At 68.1% G+C, this 21,351-nt stretch carries 20 protein-coding genes and 1 pseudogene; 19 read left to right on the top strand and 2 right to left on the bottom strand.

Translation table 11 applies throughout. The features are described from left to right. From VLJ82_RS13735 to VLJ82_RS13685, 11 genes and pseudogenes are all read left to right on the top strand, one after another. A pseudogene (locus VLJ82_RS13735) lies at positions 1-413 on the top strand (ribulose-phosphate 3-epimerase); the annotation flags it as partial. After that, on the top strand, positions 410-1,501 hold the full coding sequence (gene ribD / locus VLJ82_RS13730; protein WP_408663922.1) for a bifunctional diaminohydroxyphosphoribosylaminopyrimidine deaminase/5-amino-6-(5-phosphoribosylamino)uracil reductase RibD: 1,092 nt from the start codon (positions 410-412) through the stop codon (positions 1,499-1,501). The pseudogene VLJ82_RS13735 and the gene ribD, both read left to right, overlap by 4 nt. A 2-nt stretch (positions 1,502-1,503) precedes the next feature. Next, entirely contained in the window at positions 1,504-2,157 is a 654-nt protein-coding gene (locus tag VLJ82_RS13725; RefSeq protein ID WP_408663921.1) for a riboflavin synthase, read from the top strand. Position 2,158: 1 nt separating this feature from the next. Further along, positions 2,159-3,415 (top strand): bifunctional 3,4-dihydroxy-2-butanone-4-phosphate synthase/GTP cyclohydrolase II, encoded by a 1,257-nt coding sequence (locus VLJ82_RS13720; RefSeq protein WP_408663920.1) that lies wholly within the window; start codon positions 2,159-2,161, stop codon positions 3,413-3,415. Between the two features lie 162 nt (positions 3,416-3,577). Continuing rightward, on the top strand, positions 3,578-4,060 hold the full coding sequence (ribH, locus tag VLJ82_RS13715; RefSeq protein WP_408663919.1) for a 6,7-dimethyl-8-ribityllumazine synthase: 483 nt from the start codon (positions 3,578-3,580) through the stop codon (positions 4,058-4,060). 17 nt (positions 4,061-4,077) lie between these two features. Then, positions 4,078-4,692, top strand: a complete 615-nt coding sequence (locus VLJ82_RS13710) for a nucleotidyltransferase family protein (protein ID WP_408663918.1) — start codon at positions 4,078-4,080, stop codon at positions 4,690-4,692. Positions 4,693-4,910: 218 nt separating this feature from the next. After that, entirely contained in the window at positions 4,911-7,529 is a 2,619-nt protein-coding gene (locus VLJ82_RS13705; RefSeq protein WP_408663917.1) for a fibronectin type III domain-containing protein, read from the top strand. A gap of 7 nt (positions 7,530-7,536) precedes the next feature. After that, positions 7,537-7,815, top strand: coding sequence for a hypothetical protein (locus tag VLJ82_RS13700; RefSeq protein WP_408663916.1), 279 nt, complete (start codon positions 7,537-7,539; stop codon positions 7,813-7,815). A 416-nt stretch (positions 7,816-8,231) separates the two neighbouring features. Then, positions 8,232-8,549 (top strand): hypothetical protein, encoded by a 318-nt coding sequence (locus VLJ82_RS13695; protein WP_408663915.1) that lies wholly within the window; start codon positions 8,232-8,234, stop codon positions 8,547-8,549. Then, positions 8,549-9,013: a hypothetical protein gene (locus VLJ82_RS13690; protein WP_408663914.1), complete on the top strand. Its 465-nt coding sequence runs from the start codon at positions 8,549-8,551 to the stop codon at positions 9,011-9,013. The genes VLJ82_RS13695 and VLJ82_RS13690 overlap by 1 nt, the downstream gene beginning before the upstream one ends. 39 nt (positions 9,014-9,052) lie before the next feature. Next, the gene (locus tag VLJ82_RS13685; RefSeq protein ID WP_408663913.1) at positions 9,053-9,328 is read left to right on the top strand and encodes a hypothetical protein; all 276 of its coding nucleotides are present in this window, start codon (positions 9,053-9,055) and stop codon (positions 9,326-9,328) included. 248 nt (positions 9,329-9,576) lie between these two features. Here the strand turns inward: VLJ82_RS13685 and VLJ82_RS13680 are convergent, their stop codons facing one another. Both VLJ82_RS13680 and VLJ82_RS13675 read right to left on the bottom strand, forming a co-directional pair. Then, positions 9,577-11,010, bottom strand: coding sequence for a DUF1116 domain-containing protein (locus VLJ82_RS13680; RefSeq protein WP_408663912.1), 1,434 nt, complete (start codon positions 11,008-11,010; stop codon positions 9,577-9,579). Then, the gene (locus tag VLJ82_RS13675) at positions 11,007-12,464 is read right to left on the bottom strand and encodes an FdrA family protein (RefSeq protein WP_408663911.1); all 1,458 of its coding nucleotides are present in this window, start codon (positions 12,462-12,464) and stop codon (positions 11,007-11,009) included. Before VLJ82_RS13675 ends, VLJ82_RS13680 begins: the two co-directional genes overlap by 4 nt. A 124-nt stretch (positions 12,465-12,588) precedes the next feature. On the opposite strand from VLJ82_RS13675, the gene VLJ82_RS13670 reads away from it, so the two are divergent. From VLJ82_RS13670 to VLJ82_RS13635, 8 genes are all read left to right on the top strand, one after another. Further along, the gene (locus VLJ82_RS13670; protein WP_408663910.1) at positions 12,589-14,259 is read left to right on the top strand and encodes a PucR family transcriptional regulator; all 1,671 of its coding nucleotides are present in this window, start codon (positions 12,589-12,591) and stop codon (positions 14,257-14,259) included. A gap of 159 nt (positions 14,260-14,418) precedes the next feature. Further along, positions 14,419-17,991 (top strand): metallophosphoesterase, encoded by a 3,573-nt coding sequence (locus VLJ82_RS13665; RefSeq protein ID WP_408663909.1) that lies wholly within the window; start codon positions 14,419-14,421, stop codon positions 17,989-17,991. 153 nt (positions 17,992-18,144) lie between these two features. Continuing rightward, positions 18,145-18,327, top strand: coding sequence for a hypothetical protein (locus tag VLJ82_RS13660; protein WP_408663908.1), 183 nt, complete (start codon positions 18,145-18,147; stop codon positions 18,325-18,327). A gap of 292 nt (positions 18,328-18,619) precedes the next feature. Further along, a complete protein-coding gene (locus VLJ82_RS13655; RefSeq protein ID WP_408663907.1) occupies positions 18,620-18,961 on the top strand; it encodes an ArsR/SmtB family transcription factor in 342 nt (113 codons plus the stop codon). Continuing rightward, positions 18,958-19,446: an SRPBCC family protein gene (locus tag VLJ82_RS13650; protein WP_408663906.1), complete on the top strand. Its 489-nt coding sequence runs from the start codon at positions 18,958-18,960 to the stop codon at positions 19,444-19,446. The genes VLJ82_RS13655 and VLJ82_RS13650 overlap by 4 nt, the downstream gene beginning before the upstream one ends. A gap of 17 nt (positions 19,447-19,463) precedes the next feature. Next, the gene (locus VLJ82_RS13645) at positions 19,464-19,931 is read left to right on the top strand and encodes a TIGR00725 family protein (protein WP_408663905.1); all 468 of its coding nucleotides are present in this window, start codon (positions 19,464-19,466) and stop codon (positions 19,929-19,931) included. 26 nt (positions 19,932-19,957) lie between these two features. Next, entirely contained in the window at positions 19,958-20,977 is a 1,020-nt protein-coding gene (gene speB, locus VLJ82_RS13640) for an agmatinase (RefSeq protein ID WP_408663904.1), read from the top strand. 108 nt (positions 20,978-21,085) lie between these two features. Beyond that, entirely contained in the window at positions 21,086-21,262 is a 177-nt protein-coding gene (locus tag VLJ82_RS13635; RefSeq protein WP_408663903.1) for a hypothetical protein, read from the top strand. Positions 21,263-21,351: the final 89 nt, after the last annotated feature.

Here is a 21,351-nt window from a genome sequence, read left to right as displayed (position 1 = left end):
GCGACCCGGTCGGCACCGCCCGCTCCATCCGGGCGGCCGGTGCGCTGGCCGGGCTCTCGGTCAAGCCGGGCACGCCGCTCGAGCCGTACCTGGAGGTCCTGAAGGAGTTCGACACCCTGCTGGTGATGTCGGTGGAACCGGGCTTCGGCGGCCAGGAGTTCATTCCGGAGGTGCTGGACAAGGTGCGCACCGCCCGCCGGCACGTCAACGCCGGGCACCTGCGGCTGTTCATCGAGATCGACGGCGGCATCGACGCCGACACCATCGGCCAGGCCGCCGAGGCCGGGGTGGACGTCTTCGTGGCCGGCTCCGCGGTGTACGGGGCGGCCGATCCCGCCGCCGCGGTCGAGCGGTTGCGCGAGCAGGCCCGGGCGGGCATGGCGCGCTGCGCGCACGCGGCCGGCCGGCGATGACCAGACCTGACACATCGGCCCAGCCCACCGACGCCGAGATCGCCGCGATGCGGCTGGCCGGCGAACTCGCGGCCCGGGTCGCCGGCCGGACCAGCCCGAACCCGGCGGTCGGGGCGGTGGTGCTCGACTCCGACGGCCGGATCGCCGGCGAGGGCGCCACCCAGCCGGTCGGCAAGGACCATGCCGAGGTGATGGCGTTGCGCCAGGCCGGCCCGCGGGCGTCCGGCGGCACCCTGGTCGTGACGCTGGAGCCGTGCAACCACACCGGACGCACCGGCCCGTGCACCGAGGCGGTGATCGCCGCCGGCCTCGCCCGGGTGGTCTACGCCGTCGACGACCCCAACCCGGTGGCGGCCGGGGGAGCGGAGCGACTGCGCAAGGCCGGCCTGCGGGTGCTGGCCGGCGTCGAGCAGGCCGAGGTGCTGCGCGGCGCCCTCGGGCCGTGGCGGCACGCGGTGCTGCAGGCCCGGCCGTACGTCACCTGGAAGTTCGCCGGCACCCTGGACGGCCGCAGCGCCGCCGCGGACGGCACCTCGCGCTGGGTCAGCAACGCCCACTCGCGGGCCGACGTGCACGCGCTGCGCGACGTGGTGGACGCCATCGTGGTGGGCAGCGGCACCGTGCTGACCGACGACCCGCAGCTGACCGTGCGCGGCGTGCACGGCCTGGCCTCCGACGAGCTGGCCGACCGGCAGCCGCTGCGGGTAGTGATGGACCGCCGGCACCGGGTGCCGCCCGATGCCCAGGTGTTCGACGACGCCGCCGAGACCGTGGTGCTGGACACCGCGGTGCCGCGGTTCGCGTTGAAGGCGCTGTTCGACCGGGGCGTCCGGCACGTGCTGCTGGAGGGCGGCCCGACCTTGGCCGGCGCCTTCCTGGAGGCCCGGCTGGTCGACCAGGTGGTGGCCTACATCGCCCCCAAACTGCTGGGCGCGGGTCCCGCGGTGCTGGAGGATGCGGGAATAAGAACCATGGCCCGGGCCGTCAATCTGGAGATACTGGACGTGACGCGGCTGGGCGACGACCTCAAGATCATCGGCCGGCCGGCCGGGTCGGATGCGGCCGAACCGGCGCCGCGAAGGGATTAGCGATGTTCACCGGCATCATCGAGGAGGTCGGCGAGGTCGTCCAGCTCACCTCGGGCAGCAGCTCGGCCGTGTTGCGGGTACGGGCCGTCACCGTGGGCCAGGACGTCAAGCACGGCGCCTCGATCGCCGTCAACGGGGTGTGCCTCACCGTCGTCGGGCAGCACTCGTCCGGAGATCAGGCCGGCGAGCTGGAGCTGGAGTTCGACGTGATGGCCGAGACGCTGCAGCGCAGCGTGCTCGGCGGCCTGCGCCCCGGCCGGCGGGTGAACCTGGAGCGCGCCGCCCGGCTGGACAGCCGGCTGGACGGCCACATCGTGCAGGGTCACGTGGACGGCACCGCGACGGTGCTGGCCCGTACCCCGGGCGAGGCCTGGGAGACCTTCCGGTTCGCCCTGCCGCCCGAGCTGGCCCGTTACGTCGCCGAGAAGGGCTCCATCGCGGTAGACGGGGTGTCGCTGACGGTCGCCGCGGTCGGCACCGACCCGGACGGCACGGACTGGTTCGAGGTGGGCCTGATCCCGGAAACCCTGCGGGCCACTTCACTACCCGATCGAACCGTCGGAGACCAAGCCAACGTAGAAGTAGACGTGCTGGCCAAATACACCGAACGCTTGTTGGCCTATGGGAGACCTTCGACGACGAACGGCGGCACCTGACATGTTGGATCCGATCCACAAGGCGATCGCCGAAATCGCGGCCGGCCGGCCGGTGGTGGTAGTGGACGACGAGGATCGCGAGAACGAGGGTGACCTGATCTTCGCCGCCGAGCTCGTCACCCCGGAGCTGGTCGCCTTCATGGTGCGCTACACCTCCGGCTACATCTGCGTCCCGATCACCGACGCCGACGCCGACCGGCTGGACCTGCCGCCGATGGTGCGCACCAACCAGGACAAGCGCGGTACCGCCTACACCGTCACCGTCGACGCCCGCGAAGGGGTCAGCACCGGCATCTCGGCCGCCGACCGGGCCCACACCATCAAGCTGCTGGCCAATCCGGACACCTCGTCGGTCGACCTGAGCCGGCCCGGGCACATCGTGCCGCTGCGGGCCAAGGAGGGCGGCGTGCTGCGCCGTCCCGGGCATACCGAGGCGGCGGTGGACCTGGCCACCATGGCCGGGCTGCGGCCGGCCGGCGTGCTGTGCGAGATCGTCAGCGAGCAGGACCCGTCCGGCATGGCGCGGGCCTCGGAGCTGCGCGACTTCGCCGACAAGCACGGCCTGGTGATGATCTCGATCACCGACCTGATCGCCTATCGGCGCCGGTTCGAGAAGCTGGTCGAGCGCAAGGCCAGCGCCCGGGTGCCGCTGCGCTACGGCGAGTTCACCGCGCACGGCTACGCCGCCACCTACGACGACCGGGAGCACGTGGCGTTCGTCTTCGGCGACATCGGCGACGGCGAGGACCTGCTGGTGCGGGTGCACTCCGAGTGCCTGACCGGCGACATCTTCGGTTCGCTGCGCTGCGACTGCGGCCCGCAGCTGGACGCCTCGCTGGCCGCGGTGGCCCGCGAGGGCCGGGGAGTGGTGCTCTACATGCGCGGCCACGAGGGCCGCGGCATCGGGCTGTTCCACAAGCTGCAGGCCTACCAGCTGCAGGACGCCGGCCGCGACACCCTGGACGCGAACCTGGAGCTGGGGCTGCCGGCCGACGCCCGGGACTACGGCACCGGTGCGCAGATCCTGGTCGACCTCGGAGTGCGGACCATGCGGCTGCTCACCAACAACCCGGCCAAGCGCGCCGGCCTGGAGGGCTACGGGCTCTCGGTGCTGGGCACCGTCCGGCTGCCGATCCACGCCAACACCGAGAACCTGCGCTACCTGCAGACCAAGAAGGAGCGGATGGGCCACGAGCTGGACCTGGGCGACGCCTCGCTCAGCGCGGTGATCGCCGAGTTCGGCAAGAAGCCCTCATGAGCGAGCATCGAGCGAGGGACGAGCGAGGAGCGCAGCGAATGGTGGCGATGAGCGCTCGCGCGAAGAGCGGGGTGACTCGATGAGCGAGCATCGAGCGAGGGACGAGCGAGGAGCGCAGCGAATGGTGGCGATGAGCGCTCGCGCGAAGAGCGGGGTGACTCGATGAGCGGTCACGGCGCCCCGGAGACCGGTGCGGTGGCCGGCGCGTCCGGGCTGAAGGTGGTGGTGCTGGCCTCCCGCTGGCACGCCACGGTGATGGACGGCCTGCTGGCCGGTGCCGAGCGAGCGCTGGCCGATTCCGGGGTGGACGACGTCACGGTGATCCGGGTGGCCGGCGCCTACGAGCTGCCGGTCGCGGCCAGCCGGGTCGCCAACTCCGGCGTGGACGCGATGGTGGCGCTCGGCGTGGTGATCCGGGGCGGCACCCCGCACTTCGAGTACGTCTGCGGGGCAGCCACCGACGGGCTGACCCAGGTGTCGGTCAGCACTGGCATCCCGATCGGGTTCGGCGTGCTCACCTGCGACAACGACGAGCAGGCGCTGGACCGGGCCGGGCTGCCCGGTTCGAAGGAGGACAAGGGCTACGAGGCCGCTCAGGCGGCGCTGGCCACCGCCGTCGCGCTGGCCGACTACCCGCGCCGCTGACCGCGCCGGGACTGCTGGTGGATGCCGCTCAGCCGACCGGGATCACCGGCATCGTGCTGGCCGCCGGGGCCGGGACCAGGTTCGGCCACCCCAAGGCCGACGTGCTGTTCGGGGGCCGGCGGCTGGTCGACCGGGCGGTGGCCACACTGCAGGCCGGCGGCTGCACGGACGTGCTGGCGGTGCTGCGCCCCGGTCAGCAGCCCGCGTACGGCGCCCATACGGTGGTCAACCCCGAGCCGGACCGGGGGATGGGCTCGTCGCTGCGCTGCGCCCTCGCCGAACTCGACGCCGATCCGGACTCCCGGGCCTGCGTGGTGCTGCTGGCCGACCTGGTGGGGGTGCGTCCGGCGGAGGTCGCGGCGGTGCTCGAGCGGCACCGGGCCGGGGCGGACATCGTCGCGGTGCGCCGGGCCGGCCAGCGCTCGCACCCGGTGCTGGTCGGCCGCAGGTGGTACTCGGAGTTTGCGGGCTCGGCAGAAGGTGACCAGGGCGGCCGGGACTTCTTCGACCGGCACTGCGACAACACCAGCTTCCTGGACTACCCCGACGCGCTGGTTGACATCGACACGCCTGAGGACCTGCGCCGGGTGCTCGCCGATCCGTTTCCCGGCGAGGAAGTCCGGGGCAGCTGAGCCAGCTGCTCGCACACCATCGGTCTGCGCGCTTCGGCCTAGGCGCATCGCCTAACAATTCCCGGCAGAACCTCTACTACTCCCTCCTGATTTATACAGTTTCGATCGTTCCGGCGATGCTAATTTGCGGCCCTTCGACCTGATCCTCCCGTGCATCCCTGGATGCGAGGAGACCGTCCTGACTGCGAGGTGCCCGATTGAAGCGTCGGCGTGGTGGGTTGCGAGCGGTCCTCGTGCTGGCGCTGGCAGCCGGTGTGGTGACCGCGATGCAGGTGGGGCTGACGCCGCGGTCCGGCCCGGCGGCAGCCGACGCCTCGACCGGGCCGGCGGGCCTGTTCGTGCCGGCGACGGGCCGGCTGCTCGACACCCGTAACGGCACCGGCGGGTACTCCACGCCCATGCCGGCCGGTGGGGTGCGGACGGTGACCGCGGCTGGGCAGGCAGGCATTCCGGCGTCCGGGGTCAGCGCGGTTGCCCTGACCCTGACGGCGGTCGGTGCCGGCAGCGTCGGGGCGGTCAGCGTCGCGCCGGGAGATGTGGCGACCCCGTCCGGGGCGGCGCTGGTGTTCAATCCCGGCGACTCGATCTCCAACACCGCGCTGGTGGCGTTGCACGCCGACGGCACGCTGCACGTGCTGGCCGACCATGCCGTGAACCTGATCATCGACGTGCAGGGCTACTTCACCGCCGGGCCGGCCACCGCGCCGGGTGGCTTCGTGGCGGTCTCCCAGGCCCGGCTTGCCGACACCCGCAACGGCACCGGTGTGCCAGCCGCGAGGGTCGGCACCGGGGCAGCGGTGACGGTGCAGGCCGGCGGCATGGCGGGCGTGCCGGCCGACGCCAGCGCCGTCTATGCCAACATCACCGTGCTCAACCAGACCGCCATCGGCTACCTGCGTACCTATGCCGCCGACCAGCCGGCGCCGAGCACCGGGGCGCTGGACTTCGACGACTCGGCCACCGCCCAGTCGGTGGCGATCCCGCTGTCACCCGACGGCCAGTTCAAGGTGCTGGTCGGCGCCGGCGGCCCGGTGGATCTGGCTATCGACATCCAGGGCTACTTCACGGCCGCTGCCACCAGCGCGACCTTCACCCCGGCAACGGTGCACCTGCTCGACACCCGGGTGGCACCGGTGCGGACCCTGGCCGCCAACTCGGTCACCAAGCTCACCGTGGCAGGAGTTTCCGGAATTCCGGCCGTGGCCGACGGCCTCGGCGCGGTCGCGATGAACCTGCGCACCGTGCACGCGGCCGGCGCCGCCGGTGGTTACCTCAGGCTGTGGCCGAGCGACCGGACGGAGCCCGCCACCTCGAACGTCAACTACACCGCCGACAACGTCTACCGCACCGATCTGGCCATCGTCGCGCCGGCCGCCGACGGCAGCATCAACGTCCGCAACGGTGGCTCCGCCCCGGTCGACCTGGTCATCGACGTCGAGGGCTGGTTCGCCGATCCCGGGCCCAGCGTCCCGATGGTCGAGTCGAGTGCCTATCCCCAGCACAGCTGGACACCGCCCGGCGGCGCACCGGCCACCTTCACCATCACCGACATCGGGGCCGGCTCACCGGCCACCCGGTTCAGCTACCACCTCGACGACGCGGCACCGACCACGGTGAGTGGCCCCGCGGCCGCGATCAGCTTCACGCCGCCGACCACGCCGGGCGAGCACACGCTTTCCGTGACGGCGACCGACCGGCTCGGTGTCGCCTCGCCGACCATCCGCTACACCTTCAACATCGGTTCGCCACCCTCGCCGCCAACCGGCTTGGCGATCACCGCCGGCGACGGCTCGGCCGACCTGACCTGGACCGCCGGCGGTGACAACGGCGCCCCCATCCTCGGCTACAGCTTCGCGGTCCTGGACCGGACCACCGCCGGCGAACCGGTGCAGCTGGGCAGTTGCTCCATCTGCACCCACTTCGTGCTTACCGGCCTCGATCCGACCCACAGCTACGCCGCGCAGGTCGCCGCTGTCAGTTCGGCCGGAGACAGTGGCACCAGTATCAGCTCGGACTTCGTGGCAACCGGTGACCCCGTCAGCTGCCCCGACGCCGACGGGACCGACGACACCTGCGCCACTCAGGACATCACCAAACCCGCCGACCTCGACCCGCTCTACGCCGACTACGACCAGTCCGGCACCGACGCGGATCCTCCGGTTGACGCCACCGAATCACTGACCGACTCGGGCGCTGAGCTCCCGTGCACACCGGACACCGGCCGGACCGGACCCTGGGTCTGCGCCGTCCCGGACCCCTCGACCGATCGGGATTCGTCCGCGTTGTGGCGCCTATGCAATATTGGCTGGAGATGCTACGAGCGACCCGACGCCTTCCATGCGAACTGGAGTGGCACCATTTATTTCGGCTATTACAATCTGCGCGGCTCCTACCAACTTGGCGCTATCCACGCGAGAGTCGAGTGGGTGACAAACTGGGCCTATACCGAAAGCGAGATGTTCTACAGCGCCACCGGGCCCGCCTACACCCACAACGTAAGGTTCAACGCAAACATGTTCAACGGCGCACCGGGCGCGCGCCACGGCGGCAGTCCCATCAAGCGCACGCGAGCCGACAGCATCGTCTACGAGTACGTCTCGCAGGGCCATGAACTCACCTTCGATTACTATGAATACAACGACGACATGTGGGACCACAACATCGTCAACCAGTTCAACTGGTCGGTACCCGGCGACTCCGGGCACTGGTATTTCTACATTCGCAGCCCCACCGCGCACACCTATAGCCTGGGTTGGTGGGCGCGGTACTCCTTCAACGACCCGTTCGCCGGCGGCCTGCCAAAAGACAGATGCGGAACCGGATACCACCCGTGGTGAGCCGACCATGACCCGTCCACCGTTCGGTCCTTACAACTTCCGGTCGCGCGAAGATGACCCCGTCCGCCAGGCCCGCCGCACGGCTCCCTTCGTCATCATCGTCTACCACCCCCACAGGGGGGCCTGGAAGGCGACCTGGACCGACAAGGTAGACATCCTCGGCAGGTTAAATGGCACCCGCGAAGAGGTCATCGCCTGGGCCCGCGAACGATGTGACGACATCATCTGCGCCGATCCCTACGACGTGACGGCGCCGATGATGCCGCTTGAACCGGACGACGAGTGATGGGCGCCGCTCGCCGGCGGCCTGCCCCAGGACCGGTACGGCACCGGATACCACTGGTGGTGAGCCGACCATGACAGGTCCACCGTGGCAGGACGACTCCGATGATCTCCCGTCGCGCGGGGATGGGCCCGCCCGGAGGGCTCCCTTCATCGTCATCGGCTACTCATCCCGCAAAGAGATCTGGAGGGCGATCTGGATTGACAACGAAGATCGCCTCGGCAAGTTCCAAGGAACCCGCAAGGAAGTCATCGCCTGGGCACGCGAACGATGCGACGACATCCGCATCTATCCCGGTCCGGACGACGACTACCCATACCCCCGACGGCTAGGACCGGACGACGAGTAATGGGTGCCCGCTGCTACGCGCTCGACATTCGCAACTTCACCGGCGATCGGGAGCGCTATGGCTACCACTGGTGACCGGCCATGACTTATCGGCCCAGCGACGATGTCCCGTCCGGCTGCATTACCTGCCGCCAGACTTCGACGTAGCCAGCGACCTCGCCGCTCGCGAGGCCTACCGCTCGGAACCGTTCATCATCATCGACTGCAGGCCCCACCAAGACATCTGGCGCGCCTTCTGGACCGACAAGATATCGCTCCTTGGCAGGTTCGAAGGGACCCGCGAACAAGCCATCGCCTGGGCACGCAAACGGTGCGACGCCACCCACATCTGCGCCGACCCCGATGACGAAAACGCACAGCTCATACAGCTGGGACCGGACGACGAGTAATGGGTGCCCGCTGCTACGCGCTCGACGTTCGCAAATACACCATCGGCACCATCCAGGCCAGGGTCACCTGGGCGACCTACGGGGGCTTTACCCACAGCGAGATGTTCTTCAACCCAAACCTCACGGTCCACAACATGGTGTTCACCGCGACCATGTTCAACGGCTCAGAACACGCCCCTCATGGCGGCAGCCCCATCCGTCACACCTTTGAGAAGAGCGAGACCTACAGTTACGTCTACCCCCACCGCGACCTCACCTGGGACTACTTCAACTACAACACCACCATGTACGACCACAACCTCGCCAACCGGTTCAACTGGTCAGCACCTGGCTACCCTGGCTACTTCTACCTCTACATCCGCAGCCCAATAGCGCACACCAACCGCCTCGGCGACTTCACCCGGTACACCTTCGACCTGCCCGCGGATCTCGCACAGAACCACGCCGGCTGGGGATACAGGTAACCGGCCATGCCACATCCATTCTGGCGCCTTCCCCGCCCGATGTACCTGCCGCCCGGCTACCCATACAACCCCGAAAGAGAGGCCCGCGAGCGCGAGGCCATGCGATCCGATCCTTTTATCCTCATCGACTACAGCTCCCTTTTCGGCGTCTGGCGGGCAGCCTGGACCGACAAAATCAGCCTCCTCGGCAGCTGCGAAGGCACCCGCGAACAATGCATCGCCTGGGCCCGCGAACGCAGCGACAACATCCGCATCTGCTCCAACCCCCACGACCCGGCAGCCATAATGGTGCAGCTGGGACCGGACGACGAGTGATGCGGGTTATCGTTCGGCGGCCTGCCGAAAGACAGGTATGGCACCGGATATCCGCTACCGGAACCGCAAAGGGACCTGGGCGGCGATCTGGACGACAAGGTAAGCAACCTCGGCAGGTTCGAAGGCACCCGCGCGGAAGTCATAGCCTGGGCACGCGAACGATGCGACGACATCCGCATCACCCACGGCCCGGACGACGACCTCCAATACTCCCGACAGCTGGGACCGGACGACGAGTAGGGGACGGCTCAGGCAGGAGCGCGCCGGGCCAGCGCGGCCAGCGCCTTGGGGAAGATCTCCGCCGGCGGGGTGACCAGCCCGGCGCCCACCTGCCCGACCCCGGCCACCTTCCCGGCCACCCCGGTGTTGATCTGCGGCAGGATCTCGGTGCGCACCACCTTGGTGACGTCGATGCCGGTCGGCGCGCCGCGGAAGTCCAGCACCGGGATGGAGTACATGGGGTGTTCGCCGACGGTGATCTCATACATCCGCCGGGACGCGGCCAGCGCGTCGGCCACCTCGCCGCCGACGAACCGGACGATCGCCGGGGCGGCCGCCATCGAGAAGCCGCCCAGGCCGGCGGTCTCGGTGATCGCCGAGTCGCCGATGTCGGGGTTGGCATCGGATGGCCCGTAGTCACCCAGGAACAACCCCTCGGCCACCTGCGCGGGCCCGGTGAACCACTCGTCGCCGGTGCCCGACACCTGGATGCCGAAGTCGGTGCCGTTGCGCGCCATCGCCACCACCACCGTCGAGCCGGGAATGTCGCGGGCGGCGTCCAGGGTGAGCTTGCAGGCCGGCATCGCCAGGTTGAGGAAGAAGTGGTCGTTGCCGGCCACGAACCGAACCGCGTCGGCGACGTCGGACGACGGGGCGCCGGAGTCGATCAGGTCGGGCAGCAGCTCGCGCAGCAGCATCAGGGTGCCGGCCCGGTTGCGGTTGTGCGCCTCGTCGCCCATCTGCAGCATCTGCGCCAGGATCGCCTTGAGGTCCACCGGGCCGCGCCGGCGCACCGCCGTCTGCAGCAGCGGGCCGAGAACGGCTGACATCCAGCGCAGCCGGGTCAGCACCTCGGGGGAGTAGGCGCCGTAGCGCAGCACCTTGCCCAGGCCCTCGTTCAGGCTGCAGTAGGTGCGCCGCCCGGTGGCCGGGTCCTCGACCACGAACAGCCACATGGACGCCGAGACCACGCCCGCCATCGGGCCGACCGTCGCGTGGTGGTGGCAGGGGTCCAGGGTGAAGCCGGTGCCGCCGGCGAACAGCTGCTCGGCCTGCTCCGGCTGCTCGACCACCCCTTCCAGCGCGGCGGCGCCGAGCAGTGCCCCGCGCAGCGGCCCGGACGCCCTGGCCCAGTCGATCGGCGGCCCGGCGTGCAGGAAGTCCCGGTCGGACAGGCCCAGCGCAGGCCCGGCCGGCAGCACGTCCACCAGGTGGGCCTCGGTGCCGACGATCCGGCGCAGCGCCTCGGCGTTGGCGGCCGTCCGGCGCGGGTCGGCCAGCACCCGGGCGAGATCTGCCTCGGTGCCGGGCATCGGCGGGCGCCAGTCCACCTCGCTGACCTCGGCACCCTGGGCGGCCACCGCCTCGGCGAACAGGCCCACCCCGGCGGTGACCACCCGGGGCGCCTCGCCGGTGAACCGGGAGCCGTGGGATCGGGAACTGTTGGAACGGGCGCCGCTCATGACCGGCCTCCGATCAGGCTGAGGGCGTACCGGGTGGCGGCGGCGTTGGAGGCGAACACCGCGGCGCCGGCGTCGGCCAGCCGCCGGGCCGAGTCCGCCAGGTCCTGCGGGTCGCGACGGGCGCCGATCAGGCTCACCACCACCGGCACCGGAGCCTCGGCCAGCAGCGGCACCAGCTCGCCCACCGGGTCGGGATGGCTGCCGTGCCCGAGCAGCACGTCCAGCAGCACGACGGCGGTACCCGGGTCGGCCAGGTACTCGGCCAGCCGCTGGTTGCGCAGCGACGGGTCGATCATCGGGTGCGCCCGGCCCTGGGTGAGCGCGTCGTCGCCGAAGTCGATCATCGAATGACCGGACCAGCGCAGGGTGGCGTCCAGCGCCCAGTCCGGCCGCAGCGCGATGTTCGAGCGCACCTCGCCGAGCTCGGCGCTGGCGATCAGCATCGCCTCGTCGCACAGCGTGCCACCGCAGAACAGCCCGCGCAGTGCGCCGGCGCGGGGTTCGGGCCGATCGGAAAGCCAGCGCGGCCAGTCCGGCACCGGCACCCCGAGGTCGGCCAGCACCGCCTCGGCCGCCTGGGTCAGATCCGGCTGGCCGGGCCCGAGCAGGGCGAACCGGACCGGGGTGGCCAGTTCCGCGGCCACCTGCCGCACCTGCTCGGCGACCGGTTCGGCGGGCGGCTTGGACACCACCAGGATCAGCTCGGTGTCGGGGTCGGCGTCCAACGCCCGCAGCGCGGCCAGCGTGGACCGGCCGGCCACCGGCTCGGACAGGTCCCGGCCGCCCACCCCGAGCGCGGCGCTGACCCCCACCCCGGCCGCGTCCAGCAGGCACAGCAGCTGCTGGGCACCGGTGCCGGACGCCGCCACCAGGCCGACCGGGCCGCGGTCCACGGTGTGCGAGAAGCCCAGCCCCAGGCCGCCGACCACGGCGGTGCCACAGTCCGGCCCCATCACCAGCAGCCCGCGCCCGGCGGCGGCGTCCTTGAGCCGGATCTCGTCGTCGACGGGAACGTTGTCGGAGAACACCAGCACGTCGCAGCCGGCGTCCAGGGCGTCCATCGCCTCGACGAAGGCGTGCCGGCCGGGCACCGAGATCAGCGCCAGCCCGGCGCCGGTGGCGGCAACCGCCGAGCCGGTGGTCCGCGGCGGCTGCTCGACCGCAGCCGAGCCGGAGGTGCGCTGCGGGGTGCTCAGCAGCTGCTCGGCGAGCCCGGTGGCAGCCTCGACGGCCTGCTGGTCGGCCGCCCGGACGGCGATGAACAGCTCGTTCGGCGACTCGCTGCCCGGCGCCTGGAACCCCATTCCGGCCAGCATCTCGAGATTGAGCTCGGTGGCCATCCCGACCATCGCGGCCTGCACCCCGGGAGCCTGGCCGACCTGCCGGCTGACCTGCAGCAGGGTCACCGAATCGGCGTACAGGCCGCGGCGCAGCAGCACCTGTTCCGAGCTCATGCCTCGCCTCCAACCGGTCTCGCGCCCGCGTCCCGGCCGGCGGCCCCTGGCTGGAACGTAATCGGTGAGCTACCTTCTGCCGATGGTTACAGTTGCCAACCATCAGGCCTCCAACCTACGCAACATGCCAGCGGCGATCACCGACGGCGTGAGCGTGGCGCAGCTGCTGGCAGCGCCGAGCCTGGTCGACGCCGCGGTGCTGGCCGGCTGTTCCGGCCTGGAGCGGACGGTGCGCGGGGTCAGCGTCCTGGAGCTGCCCGACATCGTGCCGTGGGTGAAGCCGTACGAGCTGCTGCTGAGCACCGCCGAGGCGCTGGGCCCGCTGACCGACGGCGAGCGCACTGCCGACCTGTTGGCCCTGATCGCCGACCTGGACGCCCGCCAGGTGCCGGGCCTGGCGCTGCGGCTCGGTGCCGAGCCGCTGCCGCTGCCGGTGGTCGAGTTCGCTGACGAGCTGGGTTTCCCGGTGCTGCGGCTGCCCGCCGGGCTGGCCTTCGAGGAGGTGCTGGCCGAGGTCTTCGGAGTGCTGCTGGACCGGCAGAGCCAGGTGCTAAAGCAGGCCGACGCGCTGCACCAGGCGATCGCCACGATCGTGCTCAACGGCGGCGGCCTGCCCCAGATCGCCGACGAGGTGTCCCGGCTGCTGGACTGCGTGCTGCTGATCACCACGCCGGACGGCCGGGTGCTGGCCACCGAGGGCGGCACCGGGCACCGGCAGGGCATCGAGATGGCGGACCTGTTCGACGCCAGCGGCCGGTTCCTCGTCGAGCGGCTTCGGATCGGCCTGCAGCCGGCGCCGGACGACCCGCGGGGCGGTCAGGTCGCGATGACCTCGATCGTGGCCGGTGGGGTCGACCACGGCCGGATCGTGGCCTACCGGCAGCCGGACGGGCTGCCGCCGGGCACCGTGCAGGCGCTGGAGCGGGTGGCGATCGTGGCCGCGCTGACCATCACCAAGGAGCTGGCGGTCTCGGCCGTGGAGGGCAAGTTCCGCGGCGACTACCTGCGCGACGTGCTGACCGGCCAGATCCCGGTGGACGAGCCGGTGGTGCAGCACTGCCGCTCGCTCGGCTGGGACATCGACCGCCCGATGGTGGTGCTGGTGGCCGAGCTGGACGCCGCCGAGCCCAGCAAGCCCGGGGTGGTGCCGGCCGGGCCCTCGGTGGTGCACCGCTCGCAGCACGAGCGGTTCGTCTCGGCCTGGCAGCAGGTGCTGCGGGCCCGGGACAAGGCCGCGCCGGTGGTGGGCTTCAGCCACGAGGTGGTGGCGCTGGTGCCGGTGCGCTCGGGGGAGGCGTCCCGGATCGTGGCCGAGCTGATCGCGGCCGTCTCCGGCGACCGGGGCGGCGGCCGGCAGTCCTTCAGCGCCGGGGTGTCGCGCCGGGTGCTGGAGCCCGCCCAGATCGCCACCGGTTACGCCCAGGCCCGCAAGGCGGTGTCGGTGGGCCGGCGGGTGCACGGCAACGGCAGCGTCTCGCACTTCGACTCGCTCGGCGTGCACCGGCTGCTGTCGCTGGTGCCCGACACCGGGGAGCTGAAGTCCTTCGCCACCGAGGTGCTGGGCGACCTCGCCAGTGACGCCGCCGAGGCCGCCGACCTGCGGCTGACGCTGCAGACGCTGCTGGACACCAACCTCAACGTCGCCGAGACCGCCCGGCTGCTGCACTTCCACTACAACACGCTGCGGTACCGGATCAGCAAGCTGGAACGGATCGTCGGGCCGTTCACCACCGACCCGCACCTGCGGCTGGACGTGGCGCTGGCCCTGCAGGTCGTCCAGATGCGCGGCATCTAGAGCGCCATGATTGCTCAAGGTGTTATGTCGCAACTGCTCAAATAAAACTACCTCCATGTCAGCATTCGTTCGGTATCGTCGCACCGTATGGCTCCAGCTCGACCGCACGGTGGCTGGCCGGAAACTGGTAATGACGGGAGTTGGAGCTGCATGCCGCATGTGAACATCCTGCACTTGACTGATATCCATTTCGGACAAGCTGGGATGGACGCCAGGTGGCCGACCGTTCGTGCCCAGTTTTTAAGCGATCTTGATTACGTAATCAACAAGAGTGGGCCAATCGACCTAATTGCGCTAACTGGCGATATAGCTAATAAGGCAATTGAAGGGGAGTATGGGCTAGCAACTGCGTTTCTTGAAGACCTAGGACTGTGGCTACTTGAGCGGACCGATAAATTTCCGTCAGTAGCGGTGGTGCCAGGCAACCATGACGTAGCGCGACCCTTGAAACCTTCTGCCGAGCAAACAGTCCTTGAACAGGCGTGGAATTATGAGACACAGGCTGCGTTTATGGCCGACAGTGATTTTTATCTGAGGCCGTTTGTCTCGGACTTGTTCGCTAACTACCAGAATTGGCTAAGAGATCAGCCATTACCCTTGGTAGATAGCTCTTACACTGGAATTCTCCCTGGTGAATTTTCTGCAACATTAGTTGAAAACGGGATGCGAATCGGCATTCTAGGTCTAAATAGCGCCTTCCGGCATATTTCTGACCGAGCCACTGCTGGGAGCTTAACTCTTACTGCAGAACAGGCGCAGTTCGCCTGTGGAGGGGACTTGCCAAAGTGGTCTTCTCAACATGATGTTTGCATTGTTCTGACTCACCATCCGATGTCTTGGATTGCTGGTGCAGATTCGACTGTTGATTCGTTGTTCAATGAAGTGACTAATGTTCGTCTACATCTTTGTGGCCACTTACATGAACAGAAGTACTCTCTGGCCGCATTAGGGTCCACCGCTAGCTACTTGACCCACCAAGGTCTGTCCTTGTTCGGGCTTGAGAATTACGGTAAGTCGGATGAGAGGCGTCGACACGGCTACGCAGTACTGACGTTAACCATGGATGACTTGGAGGTCGATCTTAAGGTTTGGCCGCGTGAGGCAGTACGTACCGGTTCTGGCGTTTGGTCAATTGATCGCAGTTCGACTTTCGGACTCGCTAGGGATGCCAGCGCCTCTAAAGCTGTCAAGATCGTCGAACGAAGTTCAAAGGCCCCTAATAAGGCGGAGAGGGGCCTTCATTCAACGCCGATCTCAAGACATCCCGCCAACGAAACCTCGACCTTGGGACATCCTGCCGACGATACAGCCACTGTAGAGGCAGCGTTCCTAGCCGACCTTAGTTCGGGAGAGATGGTTGCCATCGTCGGTGACCGGCAGGTTGACGTTCTCGGAACGCAGAAGCTCGCAGTTCGAGAATTCCGTGCGGTGCTCTGGGAACAGCTTGGGGCAGGGATACCAGACGATGGTATAACGACACTTGAACAACTGCTAATGATTATCGCCGACCGAGATCCAAAAAAAGCCCGTGAATTGGTAGGCGAGCATTTCGGATGGCCGACTGAAAGTTCACTCGCTGAGATGCGCCGCCTTCTTGACGCGCCATGGTCTGCATTGATTTACATGTCTCCATTGCGAGACTTGGACGAAGTGCATAAAGAGGCGTCCAGCAAAAATGCCTTATACATGCTCGTCGACGGTACCGAAGAGCCATTTAGCCTGCCGGAGCCGTTCGCCAAACCAGCTTTGAGACTGGCCGCTGCAGTGCCTCCACAGGGCAGTCTGCAGCTACGTCTACCTACGGATCTCTCCTTGCAAGACCGAGAGAACTCATCTGCGGATTGGACCCAGTTCGCCAGGCAACTACTGGCTAGATCTCGGACCGTGTTCCTAACCGATGATGTTGTTTCGCTTAACTTCTGGAAATGGATTTCGGATCGCGGTACGTCGCCGTCGAAGTATAAACCGACATCATATCTAGTCTGCCCAAATTTGCCACCTCAGTATGCGGCAATTCTGGCCAGATATGACGTTTATTGGATTCGCAAGTCAGTTCACCTTTTTATTGAGTCGATGCTGCAACCGAGCCGTGCACAAGTGGCTGAGGGCCTTTATCGGCAGCGCCGTCGTCGGTCAGCCAGTCAGCGGTCCAATATCGGAATCGACAGCCTTATGCAGAAGAGCCCCGCCGGCAGTCGAAAGTTTCTGCTTGGAGCCAGCCCGACCTGGGGTGATATCCGTGACGGTTTTACGATCCCACTGGCTAGCCAACAGCAGCTGGTTGCAAAGATCGAGAAAGCAGATCCCGGAACGGTTCATGTCGTTACGGGCACCGCAGGAAGCGGTCGAAGTACCGCTCTTATGCAGTGCGCGCTTGAGGTTAGTAATAACGGCCGACAGGTTGCCTGGGTTGATTCGGCTACGATCGGCAGGATCGGTGACATAGTCGAGGACATCATCAACGACGCCGCTGAGGTTATCTTCATCGACGACGTCGATGTTTTCGGAGCTGAAGCCGCGCATCTCATCGACGAGCTACGGGGATCAGCGGATCACCGCCGTGTTGTAATAGCAGGTGTTCGTACGGTGCGTGAGCACCTTATTGAGGTAATGCCTTTTACTACTAGGCAAACCCTAGGTGACCTTATAGCTAGCGACATCAAGTCGCTGGTGCACCTTCTGCGCGAGCACCTGGCTGTAGCGAACAAGCGACTTTCCGATGCCGAAGTCGAGCGATTGCTGCTTGAGAACGCTGCCGGACAGTTGCTTGTCGGGATGATCCAGGCGACGTCCGGCGTGCCATTTACGCAACGAATTGCCAGCGAATGTGCCCAGCTATCCGATATGGCCCTATACATTTACGGCTGTATCTCGCTGGTCAGCGCAGAACGCGAAGGGATGACTATCGATCAAGCCCTTGCTGCGGCAACTATCGGGGCGCATGGTAGCGACCCCAAGACAGCCTGGCGGGAGTTCAACAGGCTTTTGAGCGCCGACCTGATCCGTCTGATCCCGGGCACTGGCCGCTACAGGGTTCGTCATGACCTGATCGCGGAGGAGGTGCGGGCCTACACAGCCAAGAACGGGCTGCTTGCTGGCATCCTCAAAGGTACGCTGCGAGCGTTTTCTGCTGCTGCTGCCAAATCGCGAGATAGCTCTCAGCCGGCGCGACGCACGCTAATCCGACTTCTGAGTCATTCATACCTGATTGGCCTGCAACTGCCACCGTCCGTTACCCGCAGCGTATATGATTCGGTCGAAGATTTATTGCAGGATGACTTCAATTACTGGCTTCAGCGTGGGTCGTTTGAAGTGGAAAAAGGTGAAGACAATCTTGCCATGCATGACCTCACTGCTGCTATGACAACGCCGGGCGGCGAAAAGCATCATAACGTCCTGACAGAATTCTCTTATTTGCGACTCAGGGTTGCACGCCGAATCAGCAGCATAGAAGCAACCAAAATGGGTATGGATGCTATTAATGACTTGCATACGGTAATCTTGCATCGTGGCGCGGCGTCACCCCACGCGTATGTCGTGCTGGCTCAGCAGGGGGTGGACTGGCTTCGATTGGCGCCTATAGGAGCTACTCAACAACGAGAACTTGCCGAAGAGTCTAGGCGGCTGCTCGACCTGGCGAAAGCCCTAGACGAGAGCAACCCACGCGTGGCGCGCTATCGTGGTCCCGCTGTCGCCGCGCTGGACCGGCTATTGCTCGAGACCGGTGGCTAGTAGCCGGCACCTCTCACTTTCGGCCACCAACCTATGGCTGAGCCCTAGTCGCCAGGTGCGGCATTGAGCAGGGCGCCTCGACATCGGTCTCGCTGGTGCCTGTGTTAGGTAGTGCAGAGCGGTCCATCGTCGTCGAGGCCCTCAGGAGAACCCATGATCAAGCGGGTGCTGCTGACCGGACTGGCCTTGGCCTCGTTGTTCCTGACCTCGGTGATCGGCGCCTCGCCGGCCAGCGCCGACGGCCCCTCGGCCTGTGGAACAGTGACCACCCCGCCCGGTACGGCACCGCCCACTTTCGCTAGCTACGGGGAGATCTTCACCGCCTGCGACAACTAGGGCGCAACGGGGAGGGCATCTCGGTCAACTAGTACGTGGTCAGCACCGAGCAATAACGACGAGGTCTATAACACCAGCGACGCCGACGGCAAAGTGCGCGCCATCAGCAACGGCAGCGTCACCGAGGGCAAACGATCGCCTACCGGATCTTGCCGGCGAACAACGGTGCTGACGTCTTCTGCTCCCAGTACGTCCGCGACACCGCCTGATCCTCGACGCAGCAGCGCCACCTATGACCGATGCTCTATGGCTTATGACTTGACGTATTCCTATATCGGAATATGATTGCCGCATGGCACGGGCGGCGACCACGGCGGACGCGTTCAACGCGATAGCCGAGGCCCGCCGCCGCCAGATTCTGGACCTGCTCGCCACCGGCGAGCGCGACGTCACCGACCTGGTGGCGGCCCTGGAGCTTGCGCAGCCGCTGGTGTCCAAGCACCTGCGGGTGCTGCGCGAGGTGGGCCTGGTCGAGGTGCGCGAGGACGGCCGGCACCGGCGGTACCGGCTCAACGCCGCCTCGCTCAAGCCCGTCTCGGACTGGCTGCGCAACTACGAGCGGTTGTGGTCGGCCCGCCTGGACCGGCTGGAGGACGTACTGCAGGAACTGAAGGAAACGGAGCCTGAGAGATGACTGCACCGACCAGTAGCGGCGCCGCCGTGGTGACGCTGCCCACCGACAGCCAGATCCTGATCACCCGCGAGTTCGCCGCGCCCAGCCAGCTGGTCTTCCGGGCCTGGACGACGCCGGACCTCATCCGGCGCTGGTGGCACGCCAACCGCGGCGAGGTGACGGTCGCCGAGGTCGACCTGCGGGTGGGCGGCCGGTGGCGTTTCGTCCAGGTCACCCCGGACGGGTTCGAGGTGGCCTTCTCCGGCGAGTACCGCGAGATCGTGCCGGGCCAGCGGCTGGTCTGGAGTGAGATTTACGAGCGGATGCCGGACGCGCCGGCGCTGCAGACGATGACCCTGACCGAACGGGACGGCCGGACCGGCATGACCATCCTGGGCGAGTACGGCAGCCGGCAGGTGCGCGACGCGGTCCTGGAGTCCGGCATGGAGGCCGGCATGCAGGACGCGCTCAGCCTGCTGGAGCGGGTGGCGGTGTCGGAGCACTGAACGCGACCGATCGCTACGTGGCGGTGATCGGGCCCGGGACGGCCGACCCACAGCTCGCCGCCCTCGCCTACCAGGTCGGCGCGGAACTGGCCGCCCGGGGCGCGGTGCTGCTGTGCGGCGGCCTGGCCGGGGTGATGGAGGCGGCGGCCCGTGGCGCCCGGGAGGCCTCGCCGCCGGGCCGCTCGATCGGGCTGCTGCCCGGCACCGACCGGTCGGCCGGCAACCCGTACCTGGACCACGCGCTGGCCACCGGCCTCGGCGAGGCCCGGGACGGCGCGCTGGTCAGCAGCGCGGACGCGGTGATCGCGGTCGGCTGCAACCCCGGCACGCTGATCGAGATCGGCTATGCGCTCACCCGGGAACGCCCGCTCGCGGTGCTGGCCGGCTGGTCGGTGCTGGACCCCGCCGGCGAGCCGGTCGCCGGGTTCCGGGTGGCCCGGACGCCGGCCGAGGCGGTCGCCCTGGTGCTCGGCCCGGCGGACTGACCGGACGCCGCGCGCCATACTGGGACATGGCCACTGACGACCCAGCCGTACCGGTCGGCCCGCTGGACGGCGCGGTGGTCCCGCGCTACGCGGGCCTGGCCACCTTCGCCCGGCTGCCGCGCCGCGATGAGGTGCCGGACTACGACGTCGCCGTGCTGGGCGTGCCGTTCGACAGCGGGGTGAGCTACCGGCCGGGCGCCCGGTTCGGCCCGGCGCACATCCGGCAGTCCTCCCGGTTGCTGCGCCCGTACAACCCGGCGCTGGAGGTGTCGCCGTTCGGCACCCAGCAGGTGGTCGACGCCGGTGACCTGACCGTCAACCCGTTCGACATCGGCCAGGCCATCGGCCAGATCGAGGCCGGCGCCGCGGAGCTGGCGGCCGGCGGCAAGCTGCTGGTGCTGGGCGGTGACCACACCATCGCGCTGCCGCTGCTGCGGGTGATGCACGCCCTGCACGGGCCGATCGCGGTGCTGCACTTCGACGCGCACCTCGACACCTGGGACACCTACTTCGGCGCGCCGTACACGCACGGCACGCCGTTCCGCCGGGCCTCGGAGGAGGGCCTGCTGGACCGCGAGCACTGCCTGCACATCGGCATCCGCGGCCCGCTGTACCGGCCGGAAGACCTCACCGAGTCCTTCGACCTGGGCTTCGCGACCGTGCACTGCACGGAGCTGGAGACCCTCGGGGTGGCCGGCACCATCGAGCGGATGCGGGCCCGGCTGGGCGACCGGCCGGTCTACGTCTCGATCGACATCGACGTGCTGGACCCGGCGTTCGCGCCCGGCACCGGGACGCCCGAGGCCGGCGGCATGACCTCCCGCGAGCTGCTGGCCGTGCTGCGCGGCCTGATGGGCGCCAACGTGGTGTCCGCCGACATCGTCGAGGTGTCGCCGGCCTACGACCACGCCGAGATCACCGGCATCGCCGCCGCGCACGTCGGCTACGAGCTGCTGTCGGTGCTCGCCCTCACCGGACCCACGGACGGGCCGGACGGCGACCTCGACGCCGACGCCATGGTGCGGGATCTCGACGCCGAGCGCTGATCCGCACCGTTACCGGCAAGGCATGGCGTTCGGTCCGGTGCCGTCCTACCGTTGAACGCAACGGCACGGTACGCGGCCAGAGTGACGGCGCCGGCCGGGGGAGTCGCCATGACCATCCATCAATGCCCCAAGTGCGAACTGCGCTTCACCTGGAAGACCGAGCTGGACGACCACTGCGCCACCGATCATCCGCAGTTCAAGCACGAGTACCCGGTGCGCAAGCCCGCTGCCGGCCACGAGCCGGTAGCCGGCCGCGGCGAGCCCGGCGCAACACAGCGACCCTAGGAGCCGGCCGGTGCCGCCGGATTCGCCGGCCGGGGGTTGAACCGGGCAGAGATCAGTGCCGTAGTCCCGGGCGTGCACGCTGGCGCGCC

Origin of the sequence: Jatrophihabitans sp., assembly GCF_035474675.1 — a bacterium.
Classification (GTDB): Bacteria; Actinomycetota; Actinomycetes; order Mycobacteriales; family Jatrophihabitantaceae; genus Jatrophihabitans_A.
This window is presented reverse-complemented; position numbering and strand designations above follow the sequence as displayed.